Origin of the sequence: Alteromonas sp. KUL150, from assembly GCF_009811475.1 — a bacterium.
GTDB classification, from domain to species: domain Bacteria; phylum Pseudomonadota; class Gammaproteobacteria; order Enterobacterales; family Alteromonadaceae; genus Alteromonas; species Alteromonas gracilis.
In genome coordinates this window covers 81,578-105,289 of record NZ_BLIJ01000014.1, presented here as the reverse complement: position 1 = coordinate 105,289, position 23,712 = coordinate 81,578, and the positions used below count along the sequence as shown (strand labels likewise).

Here is a 23,712-nt window from a genome sequence, read left to right as displayed (position 1 = left end):
GTTTTTTTAGTTGGTGGGGCACCTTGTCGTTATAGGTTATTGCCGTCCCCATCCCTTTCCCCCCATTTCTACCAACCGAGACGCGGCTCGTCGAAAGGAAAAGGCGAGATCATTGGCAGACGAAAATTGTGCCAGTGACACGCCAACTCGTCCCGTCGCCGACCACTCATAATATTTCCCTTCTTTGGTGCGGATCATAGTAGTCGCAAAGGAACTCGAGTTTCCTCCCTTGTCATTAACAATCAATTCGCCATCGCCGTCACTGCTTTCGACTTGCGCTTCAAAATCAACAAACAATTCGTCGAGCGGGACTTGTGCCGCCAGCACCAAGCGGGTACGAGATTCATAACACGCGTCGACAAGAGTCACAAATCGTCGTGCTTCGTTGAGGTGATTGGCGTCTAGTTGGGGGACGCGTTCAATGATGATGACCGGAAATCGCCGGCAGAGGGAAATATAATCGGCCGCCCCGAGCGGTTGGTAGCACAACTCGGAAAAGTCAAACCAAGCGCACCGGTCATTGAATCTGGCGACCCGGACGCTGCGACCAAAGAGGACGGAAATGCTCTCGGCCTCAGTTATGGATGCAGTGCCACCAAATATTTCGTCCAACTGCGCCTGTATGTTGTTGTTAATACTATTATCGCCATGAATATCCTTATTTGACCAAAAATAGGATTGGCCATCCGCACTACTCTCGAGTCGATAATCTTTCTTGGAATCCTCCATGGAAATGATGTCGAACGTGTGTTTTAACATATCTATGAATGGCAAAAAGAGAGAGCGGTTAATGCCTCCCTCATACAAGGCATCGGGGGAGCGATTTGAGGTGGCCACCACCACGACATTCCAATACGATAAGAGTAAAAAAAGTCGTTTCAAAATCATGGCATCGGCAACGTCTGTCACTTGAAATTCATCGAAACAGAGAAGTTGGGCTTCTTGTGCCAATTGTTGCGCAACAATGGGGATCGCATCGCCACGTGGGTGTTCCTGTTTGTAGACAAATATTCGATGATGGACGTCTAGCATAAATTCATGAAAGTGGACGCGGCGTTTGGTAATTTTTGCGTGTTTGTGGCTGTTATTTTTACAGCAAGAAGCATCATCAGGAACATTAACCAAGGCGTAAAAAAGATCCATTAGAAAGCTCTTGCCAACCCCGACAGGCCCATGAATATACATTCCTCGCGGTGGTGGACCAAAAGACCACAAATGGAGCTTCTTTCGAAGAAAGGACTGGGCGGATGCCAGGGAACGCCCCAGTAATTGAGGGCCGCTGCTTTTACAAATGCCCTCTATTTGATGGTCGGTGCGCATGGGTACTGGTGGGAGCGAAGCAAGAGACTCGTGCAGGGCATCGAGTTTTGCTGCCAGAGCGACTTGCGCGTTGTCTCTTTGCACCTCCCCCGCATCCACCTTGCGTTCATACGCTGCTGTCACAGCCCCAGTCGGGAGGCACCGCCGAGCGACGCGATGTTGTGCTGTCATCTTCTTCATCACCGTCTTCATTATGGCCTCATGCGTTTATTAACTAGAAAGTATGTACGCTGGATTTCTGCATGAGTATCAATTGATACCCATCCACACCCTCTCTATTTTTAACAACAGTTTTTCTCTTATCCGCCGATATTCGAGTCGGCAATCTGTTTAGTGCAATATGGCAACGCAGAAGCTTTAGGATAGAGGTAAAATAATGCGCTATTTTTCATAAACTTAAAATACATGACGCCTCATGTTTTGATTTCCTCGGCAGCCTCGCTGCATTGTGCCCCCTTCCAGGCTGAGCCTTAAAGGGTTCAGGTGACCGGCCATTGCGTGTTCCCCCCAAATGCTCATGTACGTGCAGAATTGACTGTCTCACGACAGGGCAAAAATAGTCCTCGATTGTCAGAACATCTGAAAGATTTAGATATGCCTTATCAGGCGCGAAGTGTGTCATGGGCACAAAGTTTAAAAAGTGTAATCCATTTAGACACTCGTACAACAAACATTAAATACAGCCAACACAGCGGGTTGGTGCATAGTTTTTATATTTTTAATATTCAAGCGTACTTGAATCTGAATAATGCCGTAAAAAAGTAGGAGTTTGATCTTTTAGAGTCATAAACTAAGCTAAAGTACATTAAAAGTTAAACTCACTTTCATCAGTTAGATCTAGGGAAAGCATTTGTATGAAAAGATTTACTCTCTTAGTTTTTGTGCTTCCTTTTCTAGTTCTGAATGCGTCTTCTTATGCGGAGTCACACCAGATTGGCTCGTTAGATGAAAAACTTAAATCGCTGATACCCGCGAATGAGGCGGGCTGTTCGATAGGTGTTTTTGAAAATGGAAATGCATTAATTAAAGACGGTTACGGTTTGGCAAACGTTGAACTAAATGTTGCTATGTCTAATGATAATGTGCATCGCATGGCATCAGTTTCTAAACAATTCGTAGCAATGGCGGTTCGTTTATTGGCCGATCAAGGCGCAATAAAATTAGAGAACGGCATCTCTGACTACGTTGAAAATCTACCTGATTACGGTACCAAGGTTTCAATCAATAGTATTATTGGGCATACGGGAGGGATGGGCGATTATGATTTAATTTCGACATATGGCTACCCTGAAGATTTTAAAGCAAAGGAAGGAGCTCTTAATTTGAAAGCAATTTCCGGTCATCCAATGCGAATCGGCAATGAAGATTATTTAAGCGTATAAGAATTCCATGAAGTAGTTAAAAAGCTTCCCTTAGTAGTCGAACCTGACACTGAGTGGCGTTACAGCAATATGGGTTACATTATGTTAGCCATTCTCGTTGAGGAAGTAAGCGGATTAACACTTCGGGAATATACCGATAAATATGTATTCAAACCCCTTGGTATGGATAACACGTTTTTTGCAGACGATGCGGTAGAGTTGATTAAAAATAGAGCTTACGGATATTCCAAGGATGTGGACGGTAACTATGTAAACGATATGACAAACTTATTCGTTGTAGGAGATGGGGGGCTACATACAACCATTAATGATATGCAAAAGTGGGATGCGCAGTTTTATACACCTAAACTAGGTAAGAATCCGGTAACTTTTATGGAAGAGTTCATGTTACCAAATAGTTCTCTTCCCGTTAATCCAGATAGTGGGGCTGACATATTTTACGCAAATGGCCAGGGCATTTCTAAGAGTGAAAATGGTCTTTTGGTATCTCACTCTGGGGGATGGTTAGGGGCAAATATCATGTATCGTCGCTACCCTGACAATCAATTTATGAATTTAGTAATGTGCAGTAATACATCAATTAATGCTACGAATATTGCTGATGAGATAGATAAGTGGTATTTCAATAAATAGAGACCTACCTAAATTATTTTGTTATACGTGAAGTTTTGAGATTTAACTCTTCTATATGCTGAGAAGGTCAACATTACCGTCAATAGGCAAACGATCATTAACATGTCGCAATAGATACTTTATAAAACCTTAATACTGGTATATAAACTAAAAATCGAAAAAAGTACTGTGCGAAAGAATGCGAATTTTCAGAAACCTGCTCGAATGCAGACGGCTCAGAAAAAATGGGTCAAACAAACTTAGCTGCCATTGGTTTTTAGCCCGTTTAGTTTAAGATAGCTAAACCACTCAAACGTAATTAAATAGTAACGACGCTAATCTAATAAAAAGCGCCTAAGATCTTGTTCGTGCCGCATTACGTGCAAAATAAAGGCTTTATTGTCTTCAAATTTATGAAAAATTTGACAGGGCTTTACATAAAGCTCGCGGTAATTGAGGGATGGTAATTCAGAGACTGACTTTTCTGACTTAGGATATTCCTCAAGCATATCTACTTTGGCGAAGACTTCTTTAACTAGTTTCTTTGCCGCAACTAAATTAGATACCGCTATGTATTCAGCAATATTGTCCAAGTCAATTAGAGCAGGTTCCGTCCATACTATTTCAGCCATTTATCCATTTTCGCTTTGGCCTGCAGGTTAGTTAAAACGTCATCATTTCTTATTGCCTGCTCACCTTTTGCAATACCTTCCAGAATCGACATGCGCTTTTGCATCATCTCATAATCATCAACATCAACTAAGTAAGCCGATGGCTGACCATGTTCAGTAATCAAAACAGGCTCTTTTGAAGTGTGCAGGTCTTGCAAAATTTTTGTGGCTTGTCTCTTCAATGTAGTAACTAATTCTACTTTCACGATGCAGGTTCCAGCTTTCAAATGTACCACTATAGTATCACTTAACAATAACCACACAAGATTTCATTCACTCAGAGCAGAGCTACAAGGTAACTAACCACACCCTTCTTCACCCAAACTAACGCGGTATTTAAACTCACCACGCTGATTAAATACGTCAAAACCATTATCAGAAGCTTTAAGCTCTAGCTCCCATACCCAATTTGTTTTTTCAATAAACTTTAGTTCATAGCGGTTTAAAGGAAGTGGGCATTCTAAATAAAAATAATGGTAGGCCGTTCCCATCGCGCCTGGATCTGCGGTAAACACGTAAATAGTGTTATTTTCTATTGCAAATTCTTTATGAAAGTAGTCTCGGTTAGTTCCTAGTGTTGCATCAATCAATACACCTATTAGACCTATCGCTATCTGAATGAGCGCCACTATTGCTAAAACACTGCTCAAAAGAATAGATAACCATTTACTTTTAACAAGATGCCTAAATGCACCGTATTGCTTAAAAAGCAGATACACACCTGCGCAAAGCGCTATAAGTTTACTTAAGGCTAACGCGTCGCCGACCTGTGACATGAACTTGGGGGAATGGTAGTTCAAGCCCCACAGCACACTACCATGCAGACTTTCTACTAATGGAACTATTGTTAGAAGTAACACAGCGAGTAAATGAGTGAATAAGGCCGCAAAGGTTCTTTGCGGCACTTGCTTGTTACTCGGGCTATAGTTTTGCTCTAATTGCGTTGTCCCTAACATTAATTATCAGCTTCCTTAAATCGGCGAACCCGGCGGTAGTGGCTCTACTTCGAAGCTACTTGGCCACGTTTTACTGGACCAGTAAGTATCGAACTGCTCTTTTAGTATCTCATACTGATTGTCGTCAGCTTCATCATCTAGCCACTCGCTAAATTCAAGTAAAGCAAGTTCAGCTTCCATTCTTACTTCTGGCGCCAGCTTGTCGTTAGTGACCGCTTTCATCACGGCATTTAATGCAACTAACTGTAAGCGCTTTGCTAGTGGACTTTGCGACTTATTTTTATACCAGTGTACGCTAAGTATTTGCTTCACCAGCATTGAAACGCCCACTTTTTTGCGTCTATCTTTACTGCTTTTTACTTGCCACTCTAGGCGATTCAAGCGCTCTGGGTGTAATAACAACTCAAACGCAAAGTTCGACGCCGAAGCGGCCGCAGAAACTGGGTCTAACATTAACCCCATTTTACCCTTAAAGTGCTCGCGGGTAATGTCGTCACCGTAGGCTGTAGGTGGAATAAGCGCGAGAACCGATTCAGGTATAGTAAGGTAGTCGGCCGTAGTAGCAGTGATTAACTGCTGCATAGCGCGCTGCTGAACCGCGGGTGCTACAAATTGCTGCCCTTGCGTTTGGGTGTAATCGCCTTTGCGTTCATATTCATACACTAAGCCGCCTACTTGCTTTGCTACGGCTTCTAGTTGATAGCGATGTAACAAGTAAATGGGCACTAAAGCATTTTCGAGTGACGACAAGCTGCTGTTCGGGCTTAACGTATCTAAACCTAAATTGGCTAACGCCAGTTGGCGCACTTGTGAAATTTCATCGAAGGCATCTAGCGGGTTACTACCATTTTCCCACATATGACCATTTGCTGACGCATGACGGCTGCTGCGGGTATCTGGGTCTGATTTAAAGCTTAACCCTTCATTACGACCTTTAACGATAATTTTTGCCAAGGCTTCGGATTCTTCTACATCGCTAGCAAAGTCTTGATAGCCATACGCTACGGCGTGAATATCCCATGCGCCTATGCCTTTGTCATAGGCGCCTTCAAGGCTAATCTTGCCGTTTTTAATGCTTATTTTAGGGTGAGGATAATCCATTACCGACGCACGGTTATTTTCACTTGCCGCAAAGTTGTGCGCTATGCCTAGTGTGTGCCCTACTTCGTGAGCAGAAAGCTGCCTAATGCGATCCAGCGCCATTTCTTGCTGCAAAGTGGTGTCGGTGTTGCCGTCTTTAAAAGGGCTAGTTAGGCCAAGGGCAATTAAATAATCTTGTCTTACACGCAGAGAGCCTAAAGTAACGTGACCTTTGATAATTTCCCCTGTACGTGGGTCAACTACCGACGACCCATAAGACCAGCCGCGCGTTGCGCGATGAACCCAGTTAATAACGTTGTAGCGAACGTCCATAGGGTCGGCACCTTCAGGCAGTACTTTTACCTGAAACGCATCTTTATAACCTGCAGCTTCATAGGCTTGGTTCCACCAGCTTGCGCCTTCTTTAAGCGCGGTCATTACCGGCTCTGGGATACCTGGGTCTAGGTAATACACAATTGGCTCCACTGCTTCGCTCATTGCTGCATGGGGCGTTTTCTTGGTTAAGCGATGGCGGGTAATAAAACGCTGCTCGGTAGGTTCACTAATAGGTGTTGAGTAATCGAAATAGCTAAATTTCCAGTAGCCTGAATATGGGTGGTACTCCCTAGGCGTATAGTTGTCGTCAGGCAGTGCCACAAAGGAATGATGTAAGTGCACCGACACGCTTTCTGGGTCGGGGGTCACTTGCTGAACGTATTCACCCGGCTTTTTACCAGCAAAAGTGACTAATGCTTCTAACTCGGTATTTTTTTCAAAGGCTTTGGTTTTTGGTAAGTACACCCCGCTTCGCATTTTATCTACGCTAAAGCTACCTTGATTGGTGCGCGCCATGCGGTTACCGATACCGTGAATATCACTGAGTAAAAAAGGCGTGTAATCGATAAGACTGGCGTTGTCGCTTTTTGCTACCAGCGTGAAACCGGCAATGACCGAATCCGCAAAAGCTTCATCAATACTTTGCTTTTCGGCATCGCTGCCGTGTGCCGCACGGTATTTCGTGTTGTGCTGCTTCAACAAAACCTTGTTACCAAACTTTTCGAAACTTACTAAGCGGGTTTCGCCAAGCTGTCCGCGATCGAGGCCAATGTCGTTCGAGCCTACACCGTAGGGCAAGCTGCTTTGAAACAAATATTCGGCGTTACCTGTTGGCACCGCCAAATAAACTTTGTCACTTTCATCGTCATAGTAAACAGGGATTAGACCGTCTTTTTTGGTCATATCGCTAGTGAATTCACCAATGCTTGGCAGCGCTGCCCAAGCTGAAGACGTAGACACAACAAACAATACCGTAATGGCAATGGCCGATTTGCCGGAGGCTTTTATTTGTCGCGCCGCTTTATGAAAAATGTTCAATTGCAGCATGCAGTTAGTCCTTATTATTGTGAATTTCTAGCCTACCCTATGTGGCGGCTTTTGCCCATGGTGATTCGTCGTTTAAGTACGTCAATTGAGGTGATAGATTAGTTTTGCTATAAGTTCTCATAACATTTTTCTTAGTGCATTTGTCTTGCTGCTCAGTCTAATATGCAGAAATAATTTGATCTCCATCAACCCCTTGCCTGATTTGCCTTGAGGGCCTCACGGCGTACTTATAGAATCCGCCGCCTTGTTAAAGGCGTCTAGTAGCGGTTTTTATATATGACTTCAAACACTTCTTCTCGTAACAGTTCTTCAATTCAATGCGAAGATTCAGCGTTAAAACTTTCCGACCAAACGTTTAACGCACCAGAATTGCTAGCCCCAGCAGGTAGCTTGCGCAATATGCGCTACGCTTTTGCCTATGGAGCAGACGCTGTTTATGCTGGTCAACCCCGCTACTCGCTACGCGTGAGAAATAACGAATTTAGCCTCGAAAACTTAGCGATAGGTATAGAAGAAGCGCATGCTCTAGGGAAGAAGTTCTATGTGGTAAGCAATATCGCGCCCCACAACAGTAAGCTCGGTACCTACCTTAATGATATTGAGCCGGTAATTGCTATGAAACCTGACGCGCTAATTATGTCAGATCCCGGACTTATCATGATGGTGCGCGATGCATTCCCTCATGTGCCAATTCATTTAAGTGTTCAGGCCAATGCTGTGAACTACGCCACGGTGAAGTTTTGGCAGAAACAAGGCATTGAGCGCGTTATTTTATCGCGAGAACTATCGCTTGAAGAAATTGAAACAGTCCGCGAGCAAGTGCCAGACATGGAATTAGAAGTGTTTGTTCATGGCGCGCTTTGCATGGCGTATTCCGGGCGCTGTTTATTGTCTGGCTACATGAATAAACGAGATCCTAACCAAGGCACTTGTACCAATGCTTGTCGTTGGTCTTATGATGTTAAGGAGGGTAGCGAAAACGAAACCGGTGATATCGTTCAAGCCACCGAAATTGATAAAGCCGTTTCGGCATCTCAAACGGTCATTCCCACCCTTGGCGAAGGCGTGCCAAGTACTGATGTGTTTATGTTAGAAGAAAAAGAAAAGCCCGGCGAATTGATGCCTGCCTTTGAAGATGAACATGGCACTTATATTATGAATTCGAAAGACTTGCGTGCCGTTCAGCATGTCGACCGCCTAACCAAAATGGGCGTGCATAGCTTAAAAATAGAAGGTCGCACAAAATCACACTACTACTGCGCTCGAACAGCGCAAGTTTATCGCAAAGCCATTGACGACGCAGTAGCAGGTAAACCCTTCGACAACTCGTTAATGGGAAGCTTGGAAACCTTGGCTCATCGAGGATATACAGAAGGTTTCCTGCGTCGTCACTCACACCAAACGTATCAGAACTACGAATACGGGCATTCTGTCAGCGATAAACAGCAATTTGTTGGTGAAGTGCTAGGCCGCTGCAACGAAACGGGTTTTGCGATTATAGATGTTAAAAACAAATTCTGTGTAGGGGACTCGCTAGAATTGATGACACCAAGCGGAAACATTACCTTTGCGCTTGATGAAATGCTGGATAAGAAAAACCTTTATATCAGCGATGCCAAAGGTTCAGGGCACCAGGTTAGTATACCTCTACCTTGCGATGTAGACCTAGATTTTGCTCTGCTGCTACGTAATCTGGATGAAGGCGTTGACACTCGTAACCCGTTTCGCAAAACGGATAGTGCCGTAAAAAAACAGAGCGTAAGCGAGGTATAATTCATGGCACTGCTTATTCTAGATAGCTGCATTAACTGCGATATGTGCGAACCTGAGTGCCCTAATTCAGCAATTAGCATGGGAAATAACGTGTACGAAATAGATGCTAATCGTTGTACCGAATGCGTGGGGCATTACGATGCCCCTACCTGCGTGGCAGTGTGCCCTATAGATGTAGTTAAACCAGACCCGAACAAGAAAGAAACGTTAGATGAGTTAGCTGAGAAATTTATACGTTTAACTACTTAGCAACGATGTAAGCCAATAAGTTAAACATACTATTCAAAGAATTTTCTTGAATCCTACTCAAGAGTGATCCCTAATTGCAGAACTGTTTGAACTGGCACAACTAATAAGGGTTTTGTTTTGAAGTTTGCCTCTCGCGCTACCGCTATCTCTCCGTTTCTTGCCATGGCCTATGGCGAAAAGGCCTCTGCTCTGGAAAAGCAAGGTAAAGATGTTATTCGTCTTAATCTTGGTGAGCCAGATTTTGGCGCTCCCGAGCCTGTACTTGCAGCAATGAAAGAAAGCTTGAATACCCCAGATTTTCCTTATACGTCTGCGCTAGGTATGCCTGAACTCCGAGAAGCCATAGCCCGCTTTTACGAATTTAAACACGGCGTAAAGATAAGTCCTTCACGGGTGGTCGTAACCGCCGGCGCGTCTGGTGCGTTACTTTTGGCAAGCGCGGCCTTGGTTGAACCCGGCGATAATGTGATATTGGGCGACCCGTCTTACCCCTGTAACCGACGCTTTTTGAACGCATTTGGCGCAGAAGTAACGCTAGTACCAACACGCAGCGAGGATAACTTTCAATTAACCGCTGAAAGTGTTGCCGATAATTGGAAGCAAAACACGAAAGGCGTGCTTATAGCCACCCCAGCCAATCCGACAGGTACAGCGATTGATATAGACGAGTTGATTAAAATTGGCGAATACTGCAAAGCCAACGGTGGTTTCTTAATTGTTGATGAGATTTACTTGGATCTTTCGCTTTCTATTAATGACGATACTACCCAATCAACCAGCAACAAGAACGCCAAGCTTCGAACCGTACTTGCTAACGCTAAACTGGAAGACACTGTAGTGGTTATCAATAGCTTCTCTAAATATTTTGGCATGACCGGCTGGCGCCTCGGCTGGTGTGTTGTGCCTGAAGCGATGACACCCATCGTTGAAAAGCTCGCGCAGAACTTGTTCATTTGCCCCTCCACCCTTTCACAAAAAGCCGCCCTTGCTTGTTTTACTTCTGAGGCATTGGCGCAATGCGAACAAAATCGTGTAAACCTGACAAAGCGGGCCTCTTTCGTTTTTAATGCACTTGAAAAAATCGGCATTAGTTTAGATGCCCAGCCAGACGGTGCTTTTTACGCTTTCATCAATATTAAACACACAGGGCTAAGTGCTATTGAGTTTTGTGACGCCCTGCTCTCACAACATCATGTTGCACTTACGCCCGGCAATGATTTTGGCGAGCACAATGCCGACCACTATGTAAGGCTGTCTTTCGCTACGGATATGGACCGCTTAAACGAAGGATTAACACGTCTGGCTAAGTTTGTTAAGTCATTAAACTAACGGTTTATCGCCTGCCGTTTAATTTCGTGAATAGACAAATATTACCGAAAAAAATGATAGATATCCGCGCTTGTGCGTATATTGGATATCGTATATTGATGACACGTGTCAAAACGAAATAAAACAGGACAAAACAATGAGTAACGAACGGGAATTTGATGTAGTTATCTTCGGTGCTACAGGTTTTACGGGCAAACTAGTAGCTGAATACTTTCAGGCACAGTATGGCAATGACAGCAGCGTTAAATGGGCAGTTGCAGGTCGTAATGAAGCTAAGCTTAACGACGTAAAACAGGAGCTAGGTATCAGTGATAGCGTTGCCAGTATTGTAGCCGACGGTGATGATGCCGACGCGCTAGATGCTATGACTAAGCGAACTGCGGTTGTACTCACCACAGTGGGCCCTTATCAAATTTACGGTGAAAAGTTACTCTCTGCGTGTGTTGATAATGGTACGGGGTATACAGATTTATGCGGTGAGCCGGCGTGGATGCACCAAATGATCAATAAGTATGAAGCGAAGGCCAAAGAAACTGGCGCAAACATTGTATTTTCTTGCGGCTTCGACTCAGTACCATTTGACTTAGGTGTTCACTACTTACAAGCGCATGCTAAAAAGCAAACTGGCGACGTGATTGAATACGTCAAAGGTCGCGTTCGCAAGATGCAGGGAACCTTCTCTGGTGGAACGGCTGCCAGCTTAAAAGCAACCATGGCTGCTGCTCACAAAGATAAATCGGTAATGGCCGCGCTTATCAACCCGCATTCGTTAACCGATGGCGCATCAAACCAGCCTCAGCCCGACGGCAACAAACCTTATTTCGACGAGCAATTAGGTACATGGGTTGCCCCCTTCATTATGGCGGCAATCAATACGAAAAACGTTCACCGCACGAACTATTTAGGTGGCTATGCCTATGGAAAAAACTTCCAGTACGATGAAATGATGATGACAGGTCCTGGCGAAAAAGGTGAGGCCATGGCCAACCACGTTGCTAAAGATAAATCGCTTGCAAGCGACGATGGTCCTAAGCCAGGTGAAGGCCCTAGCAAAGAAGAGCGTGAAAACGGTTTTTACGATGTCATGTTTGTAGGTACCGCAACGAATGGCGATATGCTAGCCGTATCGGTAAAAGGTGATAAAGACCCAGGTTATGGCTCTACTAGTAAGATGATTTCAGAGTCGGCGCTTTGCTTGTGTAAAGACGTAAACCTATCTGGCGGCTTTTTCACACCAGCGGCTGCTCTTGGTGATAAGCTAGTAAACCGCTTAGAAGAGAAAGCAGGCTTAACGTTTGCTATCGAAAAATAAGAGCTAAAATAAGAGCTAAAGCAAAGACTTAAGTAAAATTCAAACTTTGTTCCACTCTATCAAAACGTAGGTTGCATTTTCGCACAACTAATATGAAAAAGGCTGAACACTAATAGTGTTCAGCCTGTTCTTTCTGCGCTAGGTATTATTATTGTTTTTTCTAAGCAAGTACTGCTTTTAATGCTTTAACGCACGCATCTGTTTCTGAAGGCGTGCCGACACTGATCCGTGACCACGAGTCGTAACCTGGCCATGTGCGCCCTACCACCTTTATACCCTGAGCTTTCATTTTTTCCGCGAATACATCGTGCGGCATACCCGTATCCATATAGATGAAATTCCCTTGCGGATTTGGTGCATACGGCTGGTTCAACTCCTTCGCCACTTTCACTAGTTTTTCACGCTCGGTTTTAATGCGTGAACGCATTGTGTTTAAGTTCGCATGGTCGTCCATACTTGCCATACCCGCCACTAATGCCAAATAGTTCACACCACCCATGCGTAGCATGCCACCCATAGTTTTAGCTTGTTCGGCAGGCATAATGGCATAGCCTAAACGCTGGCCTGCCATCGCGTGAATCTTAGAAAAGGTGCGGCATATCACCACGTTGTGACCTTCTGCTACTAGCTTAGACTGCACATTAGCTGGATAAGCATCAGACATTTCAATGTAGGCCTCATCAATAAACACCTGCGCTTTCTTTGACACGCGCTTTGCAAAAGCAGTCAGTTTGGCTGCATCGACCATGCTCCCCGTGGGGTTATTTGGATTACATACATAAACGGCGGTAGTATCTTCGGTTACAGCTGCCTCAATCGCATCAAGGTCAAATCTCATGTCTGCCGCAAGGGGGACATAAGTGACATCTGCCCCCATAAACTCAGCGCCTCGCGGTACCCCTTCATAGGTTGCCATAGAGGTAACTAGTTTGTTGCCATTTTTCGTGATCCAGTCAGCGTAGCCAAAAAGAATAGGTGAAGAACCGTTTGTGATAACGATTTGGTCAGCAGATACGCCTTCTTGCTTAGCAATTTTTTGCGCCAATACTTCAACGGTAGCATCAGTGTAACGTGCGAGATTTAAAAGCTCGCTTTGCATCGCTTTTGCAGCTTTCTTTGATGGGCCAAAGGCATTTTCGTTTGACGACAAGCGAATAAGACCGTCGTTCACATTAGGGGTAGCTGATGGAAAGTGTTCGGTGGGCATACCTGCTGCTCGAAGGTCACCCATAATACTGTCGACACTGGTCGTCAATGCCACTGCACCAGCGCCTAAACCCACTGACTTCAACCAATTGCGACGTGAAGAATTCACCGTGGTTTGTTGTACATTTTTATTCATATTTCGCTCTGCCTTCCATCTACGATATCTTTAGACTAAAGACTTAATTTTGAACGTGCAATAGGATAAAAAACGTAAACCATTGACTCAAATGCACTTTTTGCGTGCATAAAACGCACTAAAGTTGACAATACAAGAAGTTTTAAGGTGTTAAGCTGTTACATTGCGGTGCAGTGGTATTTTGAGCATTTGAGCGTTTGCGACGAATGACATTTTTTAAACAAACTGGAGGGGAGTTAGAGCGTGAAGACTCACGCTTTAACAAATTGTCTTTAACAAGACGATGCTTGAGAGAGTTTATTTAGCGCGTCTAGCTCTCGAGAAAGCGACTAGAGACAACAAAAAGATACCAAATGTTGCAGGCTCAGAAACCTGGGCAATTGAAAGTTGTGCGTTTCGGCCGATATCATAAGCCTCGTCATTAGCCCTAATATACCAAGTTCCATCATCGAAAAACTCTAGATCAAACGTAATCAACGTAAGAAGAGCTTCTTCACCTGTGTTGACTAAAGTACTCATTTTAATATATTCGCCTGTCAACGAATTTACAGGAACGTAAGTATCGAAAGATATTGATAAGAAATAACTTTCTAAATTACCTGTAATTTTACCTGATACGGTCAAGTTTTCGCCAAATTCAGCATAATAGCCCTCTGGTGGAACCGTACCTGTTATTGACGTGGAGTAATCTGTTCGACCAATTATACTAAATAGAGCATCAGAGCTATCTATCCAAGCATCGTCAGAGGAATACCCCGCGTTATATATGATCAAATTGTCTACGTGATTTGATGGGCCATCGTATTGAAATGAATAGAGGTTAGACGAATTAAAACGAAAGTCTTGGCCATAAGTGAAGCCATCTACAACAATGTTACCTGATACATCTATTGGATCTGAAAAACTATTGTCACCCTTTGTGCCTAAACAATCAGAACAACTTCCAGTCCAGCTAATTATCGTTCTGTTTTGAGCATCGGTTTCAATAATCAAACCAGCCGATGCTGACGATGCTAATCCTATGAGCACTAATGAAAGACATATATTTTTAAAATACATTTTAATTCCTTTTTTAATTTTAATAGCTTAATTGCTGCGAGACATAAGCAAATTCTAATCCATGTTTTATTTTTATATTTTTCATAAGGTTATAATTTTTCTCTGAATTTTTGTAAATTTTATCGACACTCGACAAGCACTACAAGCTACGACATCTTTTAAATTTCACGAAGCAAAAAATAAAGCAGTAATCGTTTGAGATCCAAATGGATACAGCATGTAACGAATTGTATTTATCAGAGTGTCCTCCGCATAATTCTTTAAACTTTAATACGACAACTTAAGTACAAAACTTTGTTATCACCATTAAACAGGAGTTTCAAAATGGCTAAGGATCACGGTGCTCAAATTAAAAACGACGATACTTACGAAGCGCTTCGCGATGAAGGGTATAGCAAAGAAAAGTCAGCGCGTATTGCCAATGCACAGGCAAACAGCAAACAAACGCCTTCAAAGGATGGCGGAAAAGGCAAGAAGTACGAGGACCGCACTAAAGATGAGCTTTACCAAAAAGCAAAAGAGGTAGGTATTGAAGGTCGCTCAAACATGAGCAAAGACGAGCTAATCGACGCTCTGCGCAACCACTAGTGGCGGGCACACCGTTATCTAAATAGCAGCGTTAAAAAAATCAATGAGAATATTTCATACAAAAATGAAATTAAGTCATTTTTATTCATAAATAAAACCACGTATAACGTACTTATAGCTTTTACAGCCTTTACATTACTCGGTTTAATCTTTTGAATAGAAGCGCATTCTCATGAACAGTAACGTGGACACAAATTTCTCTTTTACTATTAACAGCGTTAAGTTTGATGAAGATTATCACCCGTCAGACAATACGCGCATTACCACAAATTTTGCCAACTTAGCGCGGGGTGAGCGCCGCAAAGAAAACTTACGCGATGCATTAAGTATGATTAACAACCGCTTTAATGCACTAGCTAGCTGGGACAATGAACGTGGTGACCGTTATGCCGTTGAACTAGAAATAGTATCGGTAGATATTGATATAGAAGGAAATGGCAACACCTTTCCCACTATCGAGATATTGCAAACCAATATCATCGATAAGCAAACCGGTAAACGCACCCAAGGTATCGTGGGTAACAACTTCTCGTCTTATGTTCGCGATTATGATTTTAGCGTTCGTCTATCTAATCACAACCGTGGGCAGTCATCCTTCAGTGTACCCAACGACTTTGGCGACCTGCACGGCAAACTTTTTAAATACTTTGTTAATTCAGAAGCCTATAAAACACATTTTTCAAAGCTGCCAGTAATTTGCTTGAGTGTTTCTGACAATAAAACATACCGCAGAACAGAGAACCAGCACCCTGTATTAGGTGTGGAATATCAGCCTAATGAAACGTCGCTAACTGAGCAGTATTTTAAAAAGATGGGCTTAAACGTGCGCTATTTCATGCCGCACAACAGCGCCGCGCCATTTGCTTTTTATTTCTTCGGCGACTTGCTAAACGACTACACCAATTTAGAGCTTATTAGCACGATTGCGACCATGGAGACGTTCCAGAAAATCTATCGCCCAGAAATTTACAACGCAAACGCACAAGCAGGTCTAAGCTACAAGCCGGACTTAAAAAATAGCGACCATTCGGTAACGCGCATTGTGTATGACCGTGAAGAGCGCAGCCAGCTCGCTGTTGAGCAAGGCAAGTTTGTAGAAGATAATTTTCTGAAGCCTTATCAACACAAGCTACAGCAATTTACGGCTAGCTATGCTTAAAAGCTTCCTCTTTTAGCGCGGCTCATCACGTTCAAACAGGGCTAATTGAATTCGAAATGTCGATGAAAAGGGCAGTACGCCCTGCCCTGTATTCACCTATCCGAATTATTGATTCAAAGAAACCAAACTACATGAAAAAACTACTCCCCACCTCTATTGCAGGCAGTCTTCCAAAACCATCATGGTTGGCAGAACCCGAAACGCTATGGTCGCCTTGGAAGTTAGAAAGTGAAACGCTGGAAGAAGGTAAAAAAGATGCGCTGCGCGTTACGCTTCAGGAGCAGACCGCTTCTGGCATCGACATTGTTTGCGATGGTGAGCAAACCCGTCAGCACTTTGTGACCACTTTCATAGAACATCTTGATGGCGTAGATTTTGAAAACCGTAAAACCGTGCGTATTCGCAATCGTTACGATGCTAGCGTACCTGTTGTAACCCAAGCGGTTACGCGACCAAAATCGGTATTTGTTGAAGATGCCAAGTTTTTACGAAGCCAGACTGATCAACCTATTAAATGGGCACTTCCAGGCCCAATGACTATGGTCGATACCTTGTATGACGACCACTATAAAAGCCGCGAAAAGCTTGCATGGGAATTTGCAAAAATTTTAAACCAAGAGGCGAAAGAACTAGAGGCAGCGGGTGTAGATATAATCCAGTTTGACGAGCCATCTTTTAACGTGTTCTTCGATGAAGTTAATGAATGGGGTATCGCCGCATTAGAGCGTGCTATTGAAGGGCTGAAATGTGAAACCGCTGTTCATATTTGCTACGGATACGGTATCAAAGCCAACACAGATTGGAAGAAAACACTGGGTACGGAATGGCGTCAATACGAAGAAAGCTTTCCTAAACTAGCGAAGTCCAATATTGATATGGTTTCGCTAGAGTGTCATAACTCCCATGTTCCTATTGAGCTGATTTCGCTTCTTAAAGGCAAAAAGGTAATGGTAGGCGCTATTGATGTTGCTACAGACTCGATAGAGACACCCGAAGAAGTAGCAGCTACATTGCGTGAAGCATTAAAGTACGTGGATGCAGACAAGCTTTACCCTTGCACTAACTGCGGTATGGCGCCACTTTCTCGCGCTGTTGCGCGAGGTAAGCTTGAGGCATTAAGTGCAGGTGCCGACATTGTAAGACAAGAATTAGCGCTAAGACGAACTGCTTAACAGGGGCCGTTTCGGTTGTGCCTGTAGCGTACAAAATGTAAATCAATTCTTATAGAGTAAAAGTAAAACCGGCGTTTTTCAGCGCCGTTTTTTTACAAATTAAAAATTTGCTCTGAAAATTTGGCCTGGTTAACGATTATTAACGAGCATATCTGATAGAGGCATAAGTCTCACTTCGGCGCAAAAAAGTGGAGATTCACTTTTTACCCATCCCGCGCAAGTAAGATGGCCAGAGTCAGACTCCACAGGCGCAACAAGCATATTTAAACAGTCGTTACTTTTAAGTTGCTCGAGCTGGTCGTTGTCAATGCATAAATTTTGCGATACGTAGATCATGGGGTTTTTAATTAAATCGTAACTAAGAGCCTGGGCTCTTTCTAGCATGGCTGAAGACATCAGAGACAGTGGGTAAAATTGTGGAAAGCGCACTTTATCTGCGAATTCGTCAATATATAGCGATTGGTCAGCAAAGGCGCTCAACAAATAATTTTTAGCATTACCGACTATCATCCATTTCCGCTTTAGAAACACATCCCCATCTAACAACGTCCTGTCCGCTAGTCGAGCTAAGTCTTCTTTTTTATATTTAACTAAAGGGCTTTTTACCGACATAAAATCTGACTGCCGATAAAACCCCATTAAACTCGCCTTACCCGACGCCTTTAAAATCAAACGCTGTGACTCCTGTTCACCCTGCTCCGTCTGTGAAACCCTTTGAGCCTTGAACATTAAGCTTAGCTCGTCTCCCTCTTTGGCGGGATTTACGAAGGTAAATTCGTAGACTGAATAGCATCTTGGTTTGATGTTAGACGCACCTCGATGAATTTGAGTTTCTATGAATAAACCAAGTTGAAACCCAAGCGCGATAGTGCCATGAAATGGATTGCCCGATATTCGCTGCCATCGCATAGGGTCGTGAAATAAGTTAAAATCATCAGTGGCGTTGCGCGCAATATCGATATGTAACTGGGTAATTGTAAACAAGTGCTTTCCTTAAATTAGGAAATATCAACCGACTACTATCACCCACACTTCTTGATTGGTGGATACGGTGAACAATGTATTTAGAAAAATAATGGCCTGAATTACGTTCGCACTTCAGTATAGGTGATGGTAGCGATACATACTAATATTCAAGAGTTCATGCGTTTTAAGCTAACGTAATAGCACAATAGAGCGTTGCTACACCGCAATTTAAACATCAATTTAACTGCCGTTAGCATTGTGCTAAAAGCTACTGTGCATACTCTTTTAAACGCGTTACAGCTTTGCTGTATTTTCTTGCGTAAAGTAACGCCAAACCTCACTTTAGACACCCTCTGCTATTCAACATTAATTTTCACTACTTTCCCTAATAGACAAGCTTTTCATTTCTAGAAGAAATATAATTTAATTTTGTCTTATCCAAGTTGTAATACATTGTGAATCAACGTTTTTTACTGGCCATTGTCGCAGTGCTGTTGGCCATGATAACTATTCAATCCGGTGCTTCGTTTGCCAAACAGCTCTTTCCAATTGTAGGACCTGAGGGAACAAGCGCCCTTCGCGCTTTTTTCGCCGCATTAATTTTAACAGGTATTTTTAGGCCCTGGCGTGCACGCTTAAGCGCGAAGGGATGGCGGAACGTTTTCTTTTATGGCGCCTGCTTAGGTGCAATGAATATCATTTTTTATCTTGCCATTGCCCGCATTCCTCTTGGTATTGGTGTTGCTCTTGAGTTCACTGGCCCGCTAGCTGTCGCTTTTTTTAGTGCGAGAAAAAAGCGAGATTTTGCGTGGGCTCTTTTAGCTGTTGCTGGCGTTTGCTTGCTACTTCCTGATATTGGCGGAGCCTCTTCAGAAAGCTTAGATCCACTCGGTGTTATCTTTGCACTTACTGCGGGTGCTTTCTGGGCTGGCTACATCGTGTTTGGTAACAAAACAGGTAACGAAGGGTCGGGCGGTGTTACGGTAACCTTGGGCATGTTGGTAGCCGCTATGTGCGTTGTACCCATTGGCATAATAAGCCAAGGAAGCGCTTTACTAAACATCGACGTTATTCTTATAGGCTGCGCTGTGGGCATATTTTCGTCTGCTATCCCCTATACATTAGAGATGAGTGCTATGCGCAATATGCCCAAACAAACGTTCAGTATAATGATGAGTGTCGAGCCAGCCGTCGCGGCAATAGCGGCATTTATCATTATTGATGAAACCCTCACCCTTTCGCAGTGGTTTGCTGTGGCGTTGGTGGTTATCGCTACTGCTGGCAGCTCTATTACTCAGAGGCAAAAACAGGTCGAGACCTTATCTTAGCTCTTAAAATTTGCCGTGCTTTTTATCGTTTTTTCTCTGATTTATGAACTTAGCGCTTACCCGTACCGTTTAAGCAGTATATGGCGCTAACGTTCAAGAACACAGGGAATAATGCGATGAAACACTACGCTGTAAACACAGAAGTTGAATGGGAATGGGGTAACGGTAGCGCTTCTGGCAATATTAGAGAAAAGTTTACCAGTGATGTTGAGCGCACAATTAAGGGCTCATCAGTTAAACGTGAAGCAAGCGATAGCGACCCAGCTTACCTCATAGAGCAAGATGATGGCAGCAAGGTTTTAAAGTCTCATAGTGAGCTCAAGAAGTCGTCTTAATCGGTTTTGCTTGTTATGCAACGGTCTTTTTTCATTAATAACGATGTTGTTGGTATCGCCAAGTCGCTCATTGGCGCCTCCCTTTATAGCAAGGTAGACGGCACACTTACTGGCGGTATCATTATCGAGACCGAGGCATATTGTGAAAGCTGCGATTTAGCCATGCAAAAGCACCTTGTGCGAAGACCCTCATCTGTTGATGTACTCAAAAGCCAAGGTGGTATTGCCTATATCTATTCCGTTTATGGCTATCACAGCATGTTTAATATAGTCACGAATGAATCGGGCTATGCGGACTCGGTTCTCGTTAGGGCAATAAAGCCCACAGTCGGCTTAGACACCATGCGAGAGCGTAGAGGAATAAAAACACCAACTCGGTCTTTGTGTACCGGCCCTGCAAAGCTGTCTCAAGCTCTCGGTTTAACGCCTGCACTGAATGGCATATCTATTTTAGATAAAACCACTGTTTGGATTGAAGGCAACGCCTCGCCGGTTTGCCATGAGAATATTATAAGCTCACCTCGTATTGGTATTGATTATGCCCAGCATGATGCCAAATTGCCTTGGCGGTTTGTAATGAAGCATTAAGGTTAGAGAGTGTTGATGCTATGCGGAGCAAGTGTAAGTTAGCTTACAGTCGATATATTTGAGCAGTTTGTTTACCTCCCTTGGTACCGCTACTTCCCCTGTTGTATTTTTCGCCTCTACAAGTATATCGCAAGCATCATATTGAATTTGCTGACGAATAACATAATCGTTTAGCTCGTCGAACAGCGTTTCTTTTAAAGGCACCATACCTACAAACACATCAGAGCCATCGCGCTTAATGAAGTACGCGCCCTCAATTTCACGTTTTAGTGTATATGCTTGCATGGCATCCAACTTTGTTAAGCGAAAGTGCACGCTAATTAGGGTATCTGTCACTACGTCTCTCAATAATTACTGAATTACTTCTACTTTTTAAAGTGGGCTTGGTCGATTTATGCCAACCCACCACGGCTTTTAAATCTACTTGATCCACGTCAATGCAGCCTAGCCATAAGTCCACCACAATAAAACCATCAGAACTTCCATGCGAAACTTAGTATGCTTACGTTAGTGAACAGTACAGATGCAAACGACGAGATCGTACCAGAACCTCATGGTCTTTATCGGCTGCACCTGAAACCCAATACTCAAATGGCAATAGAAACCAAGCCGGTTTTTGGGGCCAACATTACGCTGCACAGTAGCGTATTAAAACACGATAATTTTGTGGCGACGCCAGATAATATATTAGGCTGGCTCGATCACGGCGGGTTATCTTACTTTGCGGTGAAAACTGAAACAACCAGCAGTGACTCTGACGACAAATCAGTGATCCTTCCTTCTCAGTTTTTAAAAGCAGAAGGCGGGATCCTTCGCGTCACGTCACCGACCCGCATCTATTTAATAAGCAAAACACCCATAGATATCAACAAACACGGCCTGTGCCTTTTTACCCCTGTGAGATAGAAAAGTACTCTGCCCCTCAAAAGTTTAGGGGGTCAGAGTACTTATTTCTAATCGTCTTCTAGTACGAGGACCTGCTCTTTGGCAGTGATTCGTTTTATCGCTTCTGACAGCCCAGAATAACGCTTGTCAACCTTCGCAACCATACCAGTGAAAGTGTTGTTATCAGCAATGATTAAGCAACCATCTTTTGAACGGGTTAACCCAGTGTAAACCAAGCCTCGATGAAAAAGGTTAGCGGCCTTCTCGCTGTCAGGCTTCGGCAAAATAAGTACTACATGGTTAAATTCAGAGCCCTGGGATTTATGAATAGTCATCGCATATACGGTCTCGAACTGCGGAACTCTTGACAGTGATATGCTGCGAAGCGCTTGCTTTTGCTGCCCGCTACTCACATTTACGTTTTGTTTGTTATCTGCACTTGGAACTTCGACTTCATTTTTTGTATCTTGGTAAAACCAAGCATAAAGTTTACCCTTGCTGTCTGGCCAAATTACGCCAACTTCGCCGTTTGAAAGTCGCTGAGGATGATGATTTTTTACTATCATTATCGGCTGGCCCTGGTAGAAGTGCCCTTCTCGCTTTTTAATTTTGTGCTTGATGGCGTCGAATACAAGACTGTTCAAACCTTCAATACCCATTACACCCTTTCGTACTGGTGTGAGCCATCGGACAAAATTGAGACAACTAAGCGCTTCTTCAGCGCTTTTCGCATCAAATATTGGCAAGAAGCTTTCTTTTGCAAGCTTCTGTAAATCTCGAGTATTTACTTGTTGTTCTGGCAATAGATGAACGCCAGCTTTCAAGCCTAAAAGAGCATTTGACGTAATTTTTGTCTTTTCATCGCCACTGTCATTTTCACCAATGGCGGCAATTGCTTCATTAGCATCGCCACGTTGAATGGCCGTCGCCACCTTCGCCACCTGCCCCTTGAAGCGCTGCGGTGCCTGAAGTGTCGCCACATAAGTTTTGGCTTCCTCATTTACAGGCAACAAGGGGAGATGTGGGCAAAGCGTTGCGATACTCTGTCGCATTAAAGAAGGCACTCCTCCCATTGAAAGCGCGTCATCACTAGTACTTGCGTTACTTGATATAGCATTATCACCCTTGTCAAAAACCACTGTTTCGTCGCTAACAAGTTGTTCTAACACGTTGCCAAGCTCTACCGCAGGCAACTGGTCGGCGTCGCCGACAAGATAAAGTCGAGCATGCTCTGGCAACGCTCTAACGATGCGAGTCATTAACGCTAAATCGACCATACTTGCCTCATCTACTATGAGGACGTCAGCAGTCAATTGGTTATAATGGTTGTACTTTGTTGAAACGCCGAATTCGCGAAGCCCTAGCAATCTGTGCAGGGTTACGGCGTCGGTAGGCACTTTATCAAGGGCACTATCGTCTACCTTCCCCCGAAGTCCTTCTATACTGCTTATAATAGACTCAGTCATGCGCTGCTGCGCTTTACCGGTAGGAGCTGCCAGTACAATTTTTAAATTCTCATTACTTGCCTGGAGCGCGAGTAAAAGGCGCAGCACAGTATAGGTTTTCCCGGTTCCCGGCCCGCCGTTTATCACGCAAAAGCGCTGCATCAAACTCTTAGCAACGGCGATTTGCTGCCAGTCTTGATGCTCTGTGGTCTGTGTGTGGAATATAGCAGGCCAAAGCTGCTTAACTTTTTCGCTAGCCTCTTCAGTTAACGGCTCAAGCGCTGCTCGCTTCACAACGTTTCTCGCTACCTCTTGTTCAAACTCATAGTAGCGACGGCTGTAAAGTTTGCCATTGTCATAGACGAACAGCTGAGCAACCTGCTCGTTTTTAAGCGCACTTTTCACAATTTTAAGTAGAGGCGTTAATTCTGGTAACACAAAGCCTGTTTTAAGCGCTTTTTCTTCTCGTCCGCTTGCATGAATTTCGTCTGTTTGAAGTACGTCGCCAGATGGTTGCTCAGCAATACTACTTGCCGCCGAAGGTGCTACCTCTTTAAAAAGCGTAGTTCCCGCAACATCTTTTAAATAAACACAGCTATGGCCATTTCTCTGCATGTACGACAGGTGTACCAATAAACCTGCCCAAATTAAAGCATCACTTTCAGACAGCGGTTCTACAAAGCCAAACTCTTTTGCGACGAACTTATCGATGGCTTCAATGCCAAATAAATTATCGAAAAACGACGACACGCATTGTTGATAGTTGTTCATGACATCT

General features: G+C 43.8%; 21 protein-coding genes and 1 pseudogene. 12 read left to right on the top strand and 10 right to left on the bottom strand.

Features of this window, described 5'->3' with window-relative positions; all coding sequences use genetic code 11:
- Positions 1-36 precede the first annotated feature (36 nt).
- Complete coding sequence (gene zapE, locus GVO62_RS03050; protein WP_159117684.1) at positions 37-1,512, bottom strand: cell division protein ZapE; 1,476 nt, start codon at positions 1,510-1,512, stop codon at positions 37-39.
- Between the two features lie 662 nt (positions 1,513-2,174).
- Between zapE and GVO62_RS03045 the strand changes: the two are divergent.
- A pseudogene (locus GVO62_RS03045) lies at positions 2,175-3,335 on the top strand (serine hydrolase domain-containing protein).
- A 314-nt stretch (positions 3,336-3,649) separates the two neighbouring features.
- On the opposite strand, the gene GVO62_RS03040 reads toward GVO62_RS03045, so the two are convergent.
- The 4 genes from GVO62_RS03040 to GVO62_RS03025 form a co-directional block, all read right to left on the bottom strand.
- Positions 3,650-3,946, bottom strand: a complete 297-nt coding sequence (locus tag GVO62_RS03040) for a type II toxin-antitoxin system RelE/ParE family toxin (protein WP_159117683.1) — start codon at positions 3,944-3,946, stop codon at positions 3,650-3,652.
- On the bottom strand, positions 3,934-4,191 hold the full coding sequence (locus GVO62_RS03035; RefSeq protein ID WP_159117682.1) for a type II toxin-antitoxin system Phd/YefM family antitoxin: 258 nt from the start codon (positions 4,189-4,191) through the stop codon (positions 3,934-3,936). Before GVO62_RS03035 ends, GVO62_RS03040 begins: the two co-directional genes overlap by 13 nt.
- Before the next feature lie 93 nt (positions 4,192-4,284).
- A complete protein-coding gene (locus GVO62_RS03030; protein ID WP_159117681.1) occupies positions 4,285-4,941 on the bottom strand; it encodes a hypothetical protein in 657 nt (218 codons plus the stop codon).
- Positions 4,942-4,956: 15 nt separating this feature from the next.
- Positions 4,957-7,404: a zinc-dependent metalloprotease gene (locus tag GVO62_RS03025; RefSeq protein ID WP_159117680.1), complete on the bottom strand. Its 2,448-nt coding sequence runs from the start codon at positions 7,402-7,404 to the stop codon at positions 4,957-4,959.
- A gap of 276 nt (positions 7,405-7,680) precedes the next feature.
- Between GVO62_RS03025 and trhP the strand changes: the two genes are divergently transcribed.
- The 4 genes from trhP to GVO62_RS03005 all read left to right on the top strand — a co-directional run bounded on the left by trhP (position 7,681) and on the right by GVO62_RS03005 (position 12,067).
- Positions 7,681-9,177, top strand: a complete 1,497-nt coding sequence (trhP, locus tag GVO62_RS03020) for a prephenate-dependent tRNA uridine(34) hydroxylase TrhP (RefSeq protein WP_159117679.1) — start codon at positions 7,681-7,683, stop codon at positions 9,175-9,177.
- 3 nt (positions 9,178-9,180) lie between these two features.
- A complete protein-coding gene (locus GVO62_RS03015; RefSeq protein WP_120959039.1) occupies positions 9,181-9,426 on the top strand; it encodes a YfhL family 4Fe-4S dicluster ferredoxin in 246 nt (81 codons plus the stop codon).
- 117 nt (positions 9,427-9,543) lie between these two features.
- Positions 9,544-10,755 carry an aminotransferase class I/II-fold pyridoxal phosphate-dependent enzyme gene (locus GVO62_RS03010; RefSeq protein WP_159117678.1) on the top strand — a complete coding sequence of 404 codons (1,212 nt, stop codon included), beginning with the start codon at positions 9,544-9,546 and terminating at the stop codon, positions 10,753-10,755.
- A gap of 136 nt (positions 10,756-10,891) precedes the next feature.
- Positions 10,892-12,067: a saccharopine dehydrogenase family protein gene (locus GVO62_RS03005; protein WP_159117677.1), complete on the top strand. Its 1,176-nt coding sequence runs from the start codon at positions 10,892-10,894 to the stop codon at positions 12,065-12,067.
- A 160-nt stretch (positions 12,068-12,227) separates the two neighbouring features.
- On the opposite strand, the gene GVO62_RS03000 is transcribed toward GVO62_RS03005, so the two are convergent.
- A complete protein-coding gene (locus GVO62_RS03000) occupies positions 12,228-13,409 on the bottom strand; it encodes a pyridoxal phosphate-dependent aminotransferase (protein ID WP_159117676.1) in 1,182 nt (393 codons plus the stop codon).
- Between the two features lie 297 nt (positions 13,410-13,706).
- Positions 13,707-14,438: a hypothetical protein gene (locus GVO62_RS02995; RefSeq protein WP_159117675.1), complete on the bottom strand. Its 732-nt coding sequence runs from the start codon at positions 14,436-14,438 to the stop codon at positions 13,707-13,709.
- A gap of 354 nt (positions 14,439-14,792) precedes the next feature.
- On the opposite strand from GVO62_RS02995, the gene GVO62_RS02990 reads away from it, so the two are divergent.
- The 3 genes from GVO62_RS02990 (at position 14,793) to GVO62_RS02980 (ending at position 17,387) form a co-directional block, all read left to right on the top strand.
- Positions 14,793-15,056 carry a DUF7218 family protein gene (locus GVO62_RS02990; protein ID WP_159117674.1) on the top strand — a complete coding sequence of 88 codons (264 nt, stop codon included), beginning with the start codon at positions 14,793-14,795 and terminating at the stop codon, positions 15,054-15,056.
- Between the two features lie 172 nt (positions 15,057-15,228).
- Complete coding sequence (locus GVO62_RS02985) at positions 15,229-16,215, top strand: DUF1852 domain-containing protein (protein WP_373996001.1); 987 nt, start codon at positions 15,229-15,231, stop codon at positions 16,213-16,215.
- A 131-nt stretch (positions 16,216-16,346) separates the two neighbouring features.
- Positions 16,347-17,387 (top strand): methionine synthase, encoded by a 1,041-nt coding sequence (locus GVO62_RS02980; protein WP_159117673.1) that lies wholly within the window; start codon positions 16,347-16,349, stop codon positions 17,385-17,387.
- 129 nt (positions 17,388-17,516) lie between these two features.
- On the opposite strand, the gene GVO62_RS02975 is transcribed toward GVO62_RS02980, so the two are convergent.
- Positions 17,517-18,371, bottom strand: a complete 855-nt coding sequence (locus GVO62_RS02975; RefSeq protein ID WP_159117672.1) for a hypothetical protein — start codon at positions 18,369-18,371, stop codon at positions 17,517-17,519.
- A 437-nt stretch (positions 18,372-18,808) separates the two neighbouring features.
- Between GVO62_RS02975 and GVO62_RS02970 the strand changes: the two genes are divergently transcribed.
- From GVO62_RS02970 to GVO62_RS02960, 3 genes are all read left to right on the top strand, one after another.
- Complete coding sequence (locus GVO62_RS02970) at positions 18,809-19,681, top strand: EamA family transporter (protein ID WP_159117671.1); 873 nt, start codon at positions 18,809-18,811, stop codon at positions 19,679-19,681.
- A gap of 116 nt (positions 19,682-19,797) precedes the next feature.
- On the top strand, positions 19,798-20,016 hold the full coding sequence (locus GVO62_RS02965) for a DUF2945 domain-containing protein (RefSeq protein ID WP_159117670.1): 219 nt from the start codon (positions 19,798-19,800) through the stop codon (positions 20,014-20,016).
- A 15-nt stretch (positions 20,017-20,031) separates the two neighbouring features.
- Positions 20,032-20,604, top strand: a complete 573-nt coding sequence (locus GVO62_RS02960) for a DNA-3-methyladenine glycosylase (protein ID WP_159117669.1) — start codon at positions 20,032-20,034, stop codon at positions 20,602-20,604.
- A gap of 18 nt (positions 20,605-20,622) precedes the next feature.
- Here the strand turns inward: GVO62_RS02960 and GVO62_RS02955 are convergent, their stop codons facing one another.
- Positions 20,623-20,940 (bottom strand): hypothetical protein, encoded by a 318-nt coding sequence (locus tag GVO62_RS02955; protein ID WP_159117668.1) that lies wholly within the window; start codon positions 20,938-20,940, stop codon positions 20,623-20,625.
- Positions 20,941-21,102: 162 nt separating this feature from the next.
- Between GVO62_RS02955 and GVO62_RS02950 the strand changes: the two genes are divergently transcribed.
- Positions 21,103-21,510: a hypothetical protein gene (locus GVO62_RS02950; protein ID WP_159117667.1), complete on the top strand. Its 408-nt coding sequence runs from the start codon at positions 21,103-21,105 to the stop codon at positions 21,508-21,510.
- Positions 21,511-21,557: 47 nt separating this feature from the next.
- On the opposite strand, the gene recD is transcribed toward GVO62_RS02950, so the two are convergent.
- Complete coding sequence (recD, locus tag GVO62_RS02945) at positions 21,558-23,705, bottom strand: exodeoxyribonuclease V subunit alpha (protein WP_159117666.1); 2,148 nt, start codon at positions 23,703-23,705, stop codon at positions 21,558-21,560.
- Positions 23,706-23,712: the final 7 nt, after the last annotated feature.

Coding starts and splice junctions, on each gene's coding strand:
- zapE (WP_159117684.1), bottom strand. CDS start 1,512: ATGAAGACGGTGATGAAGAAGATGACAGCACAACATCGCGTCGCTCGG.
- GVO62_RS03040 (WP_159117683.1), bottom strand. CDS start 3,946: ATGGCTGAAATAGTATGGACGGAACCTGCTCTAATTGACTTGGACAAT.
- GVO62_RS03030 (WP_159117681.1), bottom strand. CDS start 4,941: ATGTTAGGGACAACGCAATTAGAGCAAAACTATAGCCCGAGTAACAAG.
- GVO62_RS03025 (WP_159117680.1), bottom strand. CDS start 7,404: ATGCTGCAATTGAACATTTTTCATAAAGCGGCGCGACAAATAAAAGCC.
- trhP (WP_159117679.1), top strand. CDS start 7,681: ATGACTTCAAACACTTCTTCTCGTAACAGTTCTTCAATTCAATGCGAA.
- GVO62_RS03015 (WP_120959039.1), top strand. CDS start 9,181: ATGGCACTGCTTATTCTAGATAGCTGCATTAACTGCGATATGTGCGAA.
- GVO62_RS03005 (WP_159117677.1), top strand. CDS start 10,892: ATGAGTAACGAACGGGAATTTGATGTAGTTATCTTCGGTGCTACAGGT.
- GVO62_RS03000 (WP_159117676.1), bottom strand. CDS start 13,409: ATGAATAAAAATGTACAACAAACCACGGTGAATTCTTCACGTCGCAAT.
- GVO62_RS02990 (WP_159117674.1), top strand. CDS start 14,793: ATGGCTAAGGATCACGGTGCTCAAATTAAAAACGACGATACTTACGAA.
- GVO62_RS02985 (WP_373996001.1), top strand. CDS start 15,229: ATGAACAGTAACGTGGACACAAATTTCTCTTTTACTATTAACAGCGTT.
- GVO62_RS02980 (WP_159117673.1), top strand. CDS start 16,347: ATGAAAAAACTACTCCCCACCTCTATTGCAGGCAGTCTTCCAAAACCA.
- GVO62_RS02965 (WP_159117670.1), top strand. CDS start 19,798: ATGAAACACTACGCTGTAAACACAGAAGTTGAATGGGAATGGGGTAAC.
- GVO62_RS02960 (WP_159117669.1), top strand. CDS start 20,032: ATGCAACGGTCTTTTTTCATTAATAACGATGTTGTTGGTATCGCCAAG.
- GVO62_RS02950 (WP_159117667.1), top strand. CDS start 21,103: ATGCTTACGTTAGTGAACAGTACAGATGCAAACGACGAGATCGTACCA.
- recD (WP_159117666.1), bottom strand. CDS start 23,705: ATGAACAACTATCAACAATGCGTGTCGTCGTTTTTCGATAATTTATTT.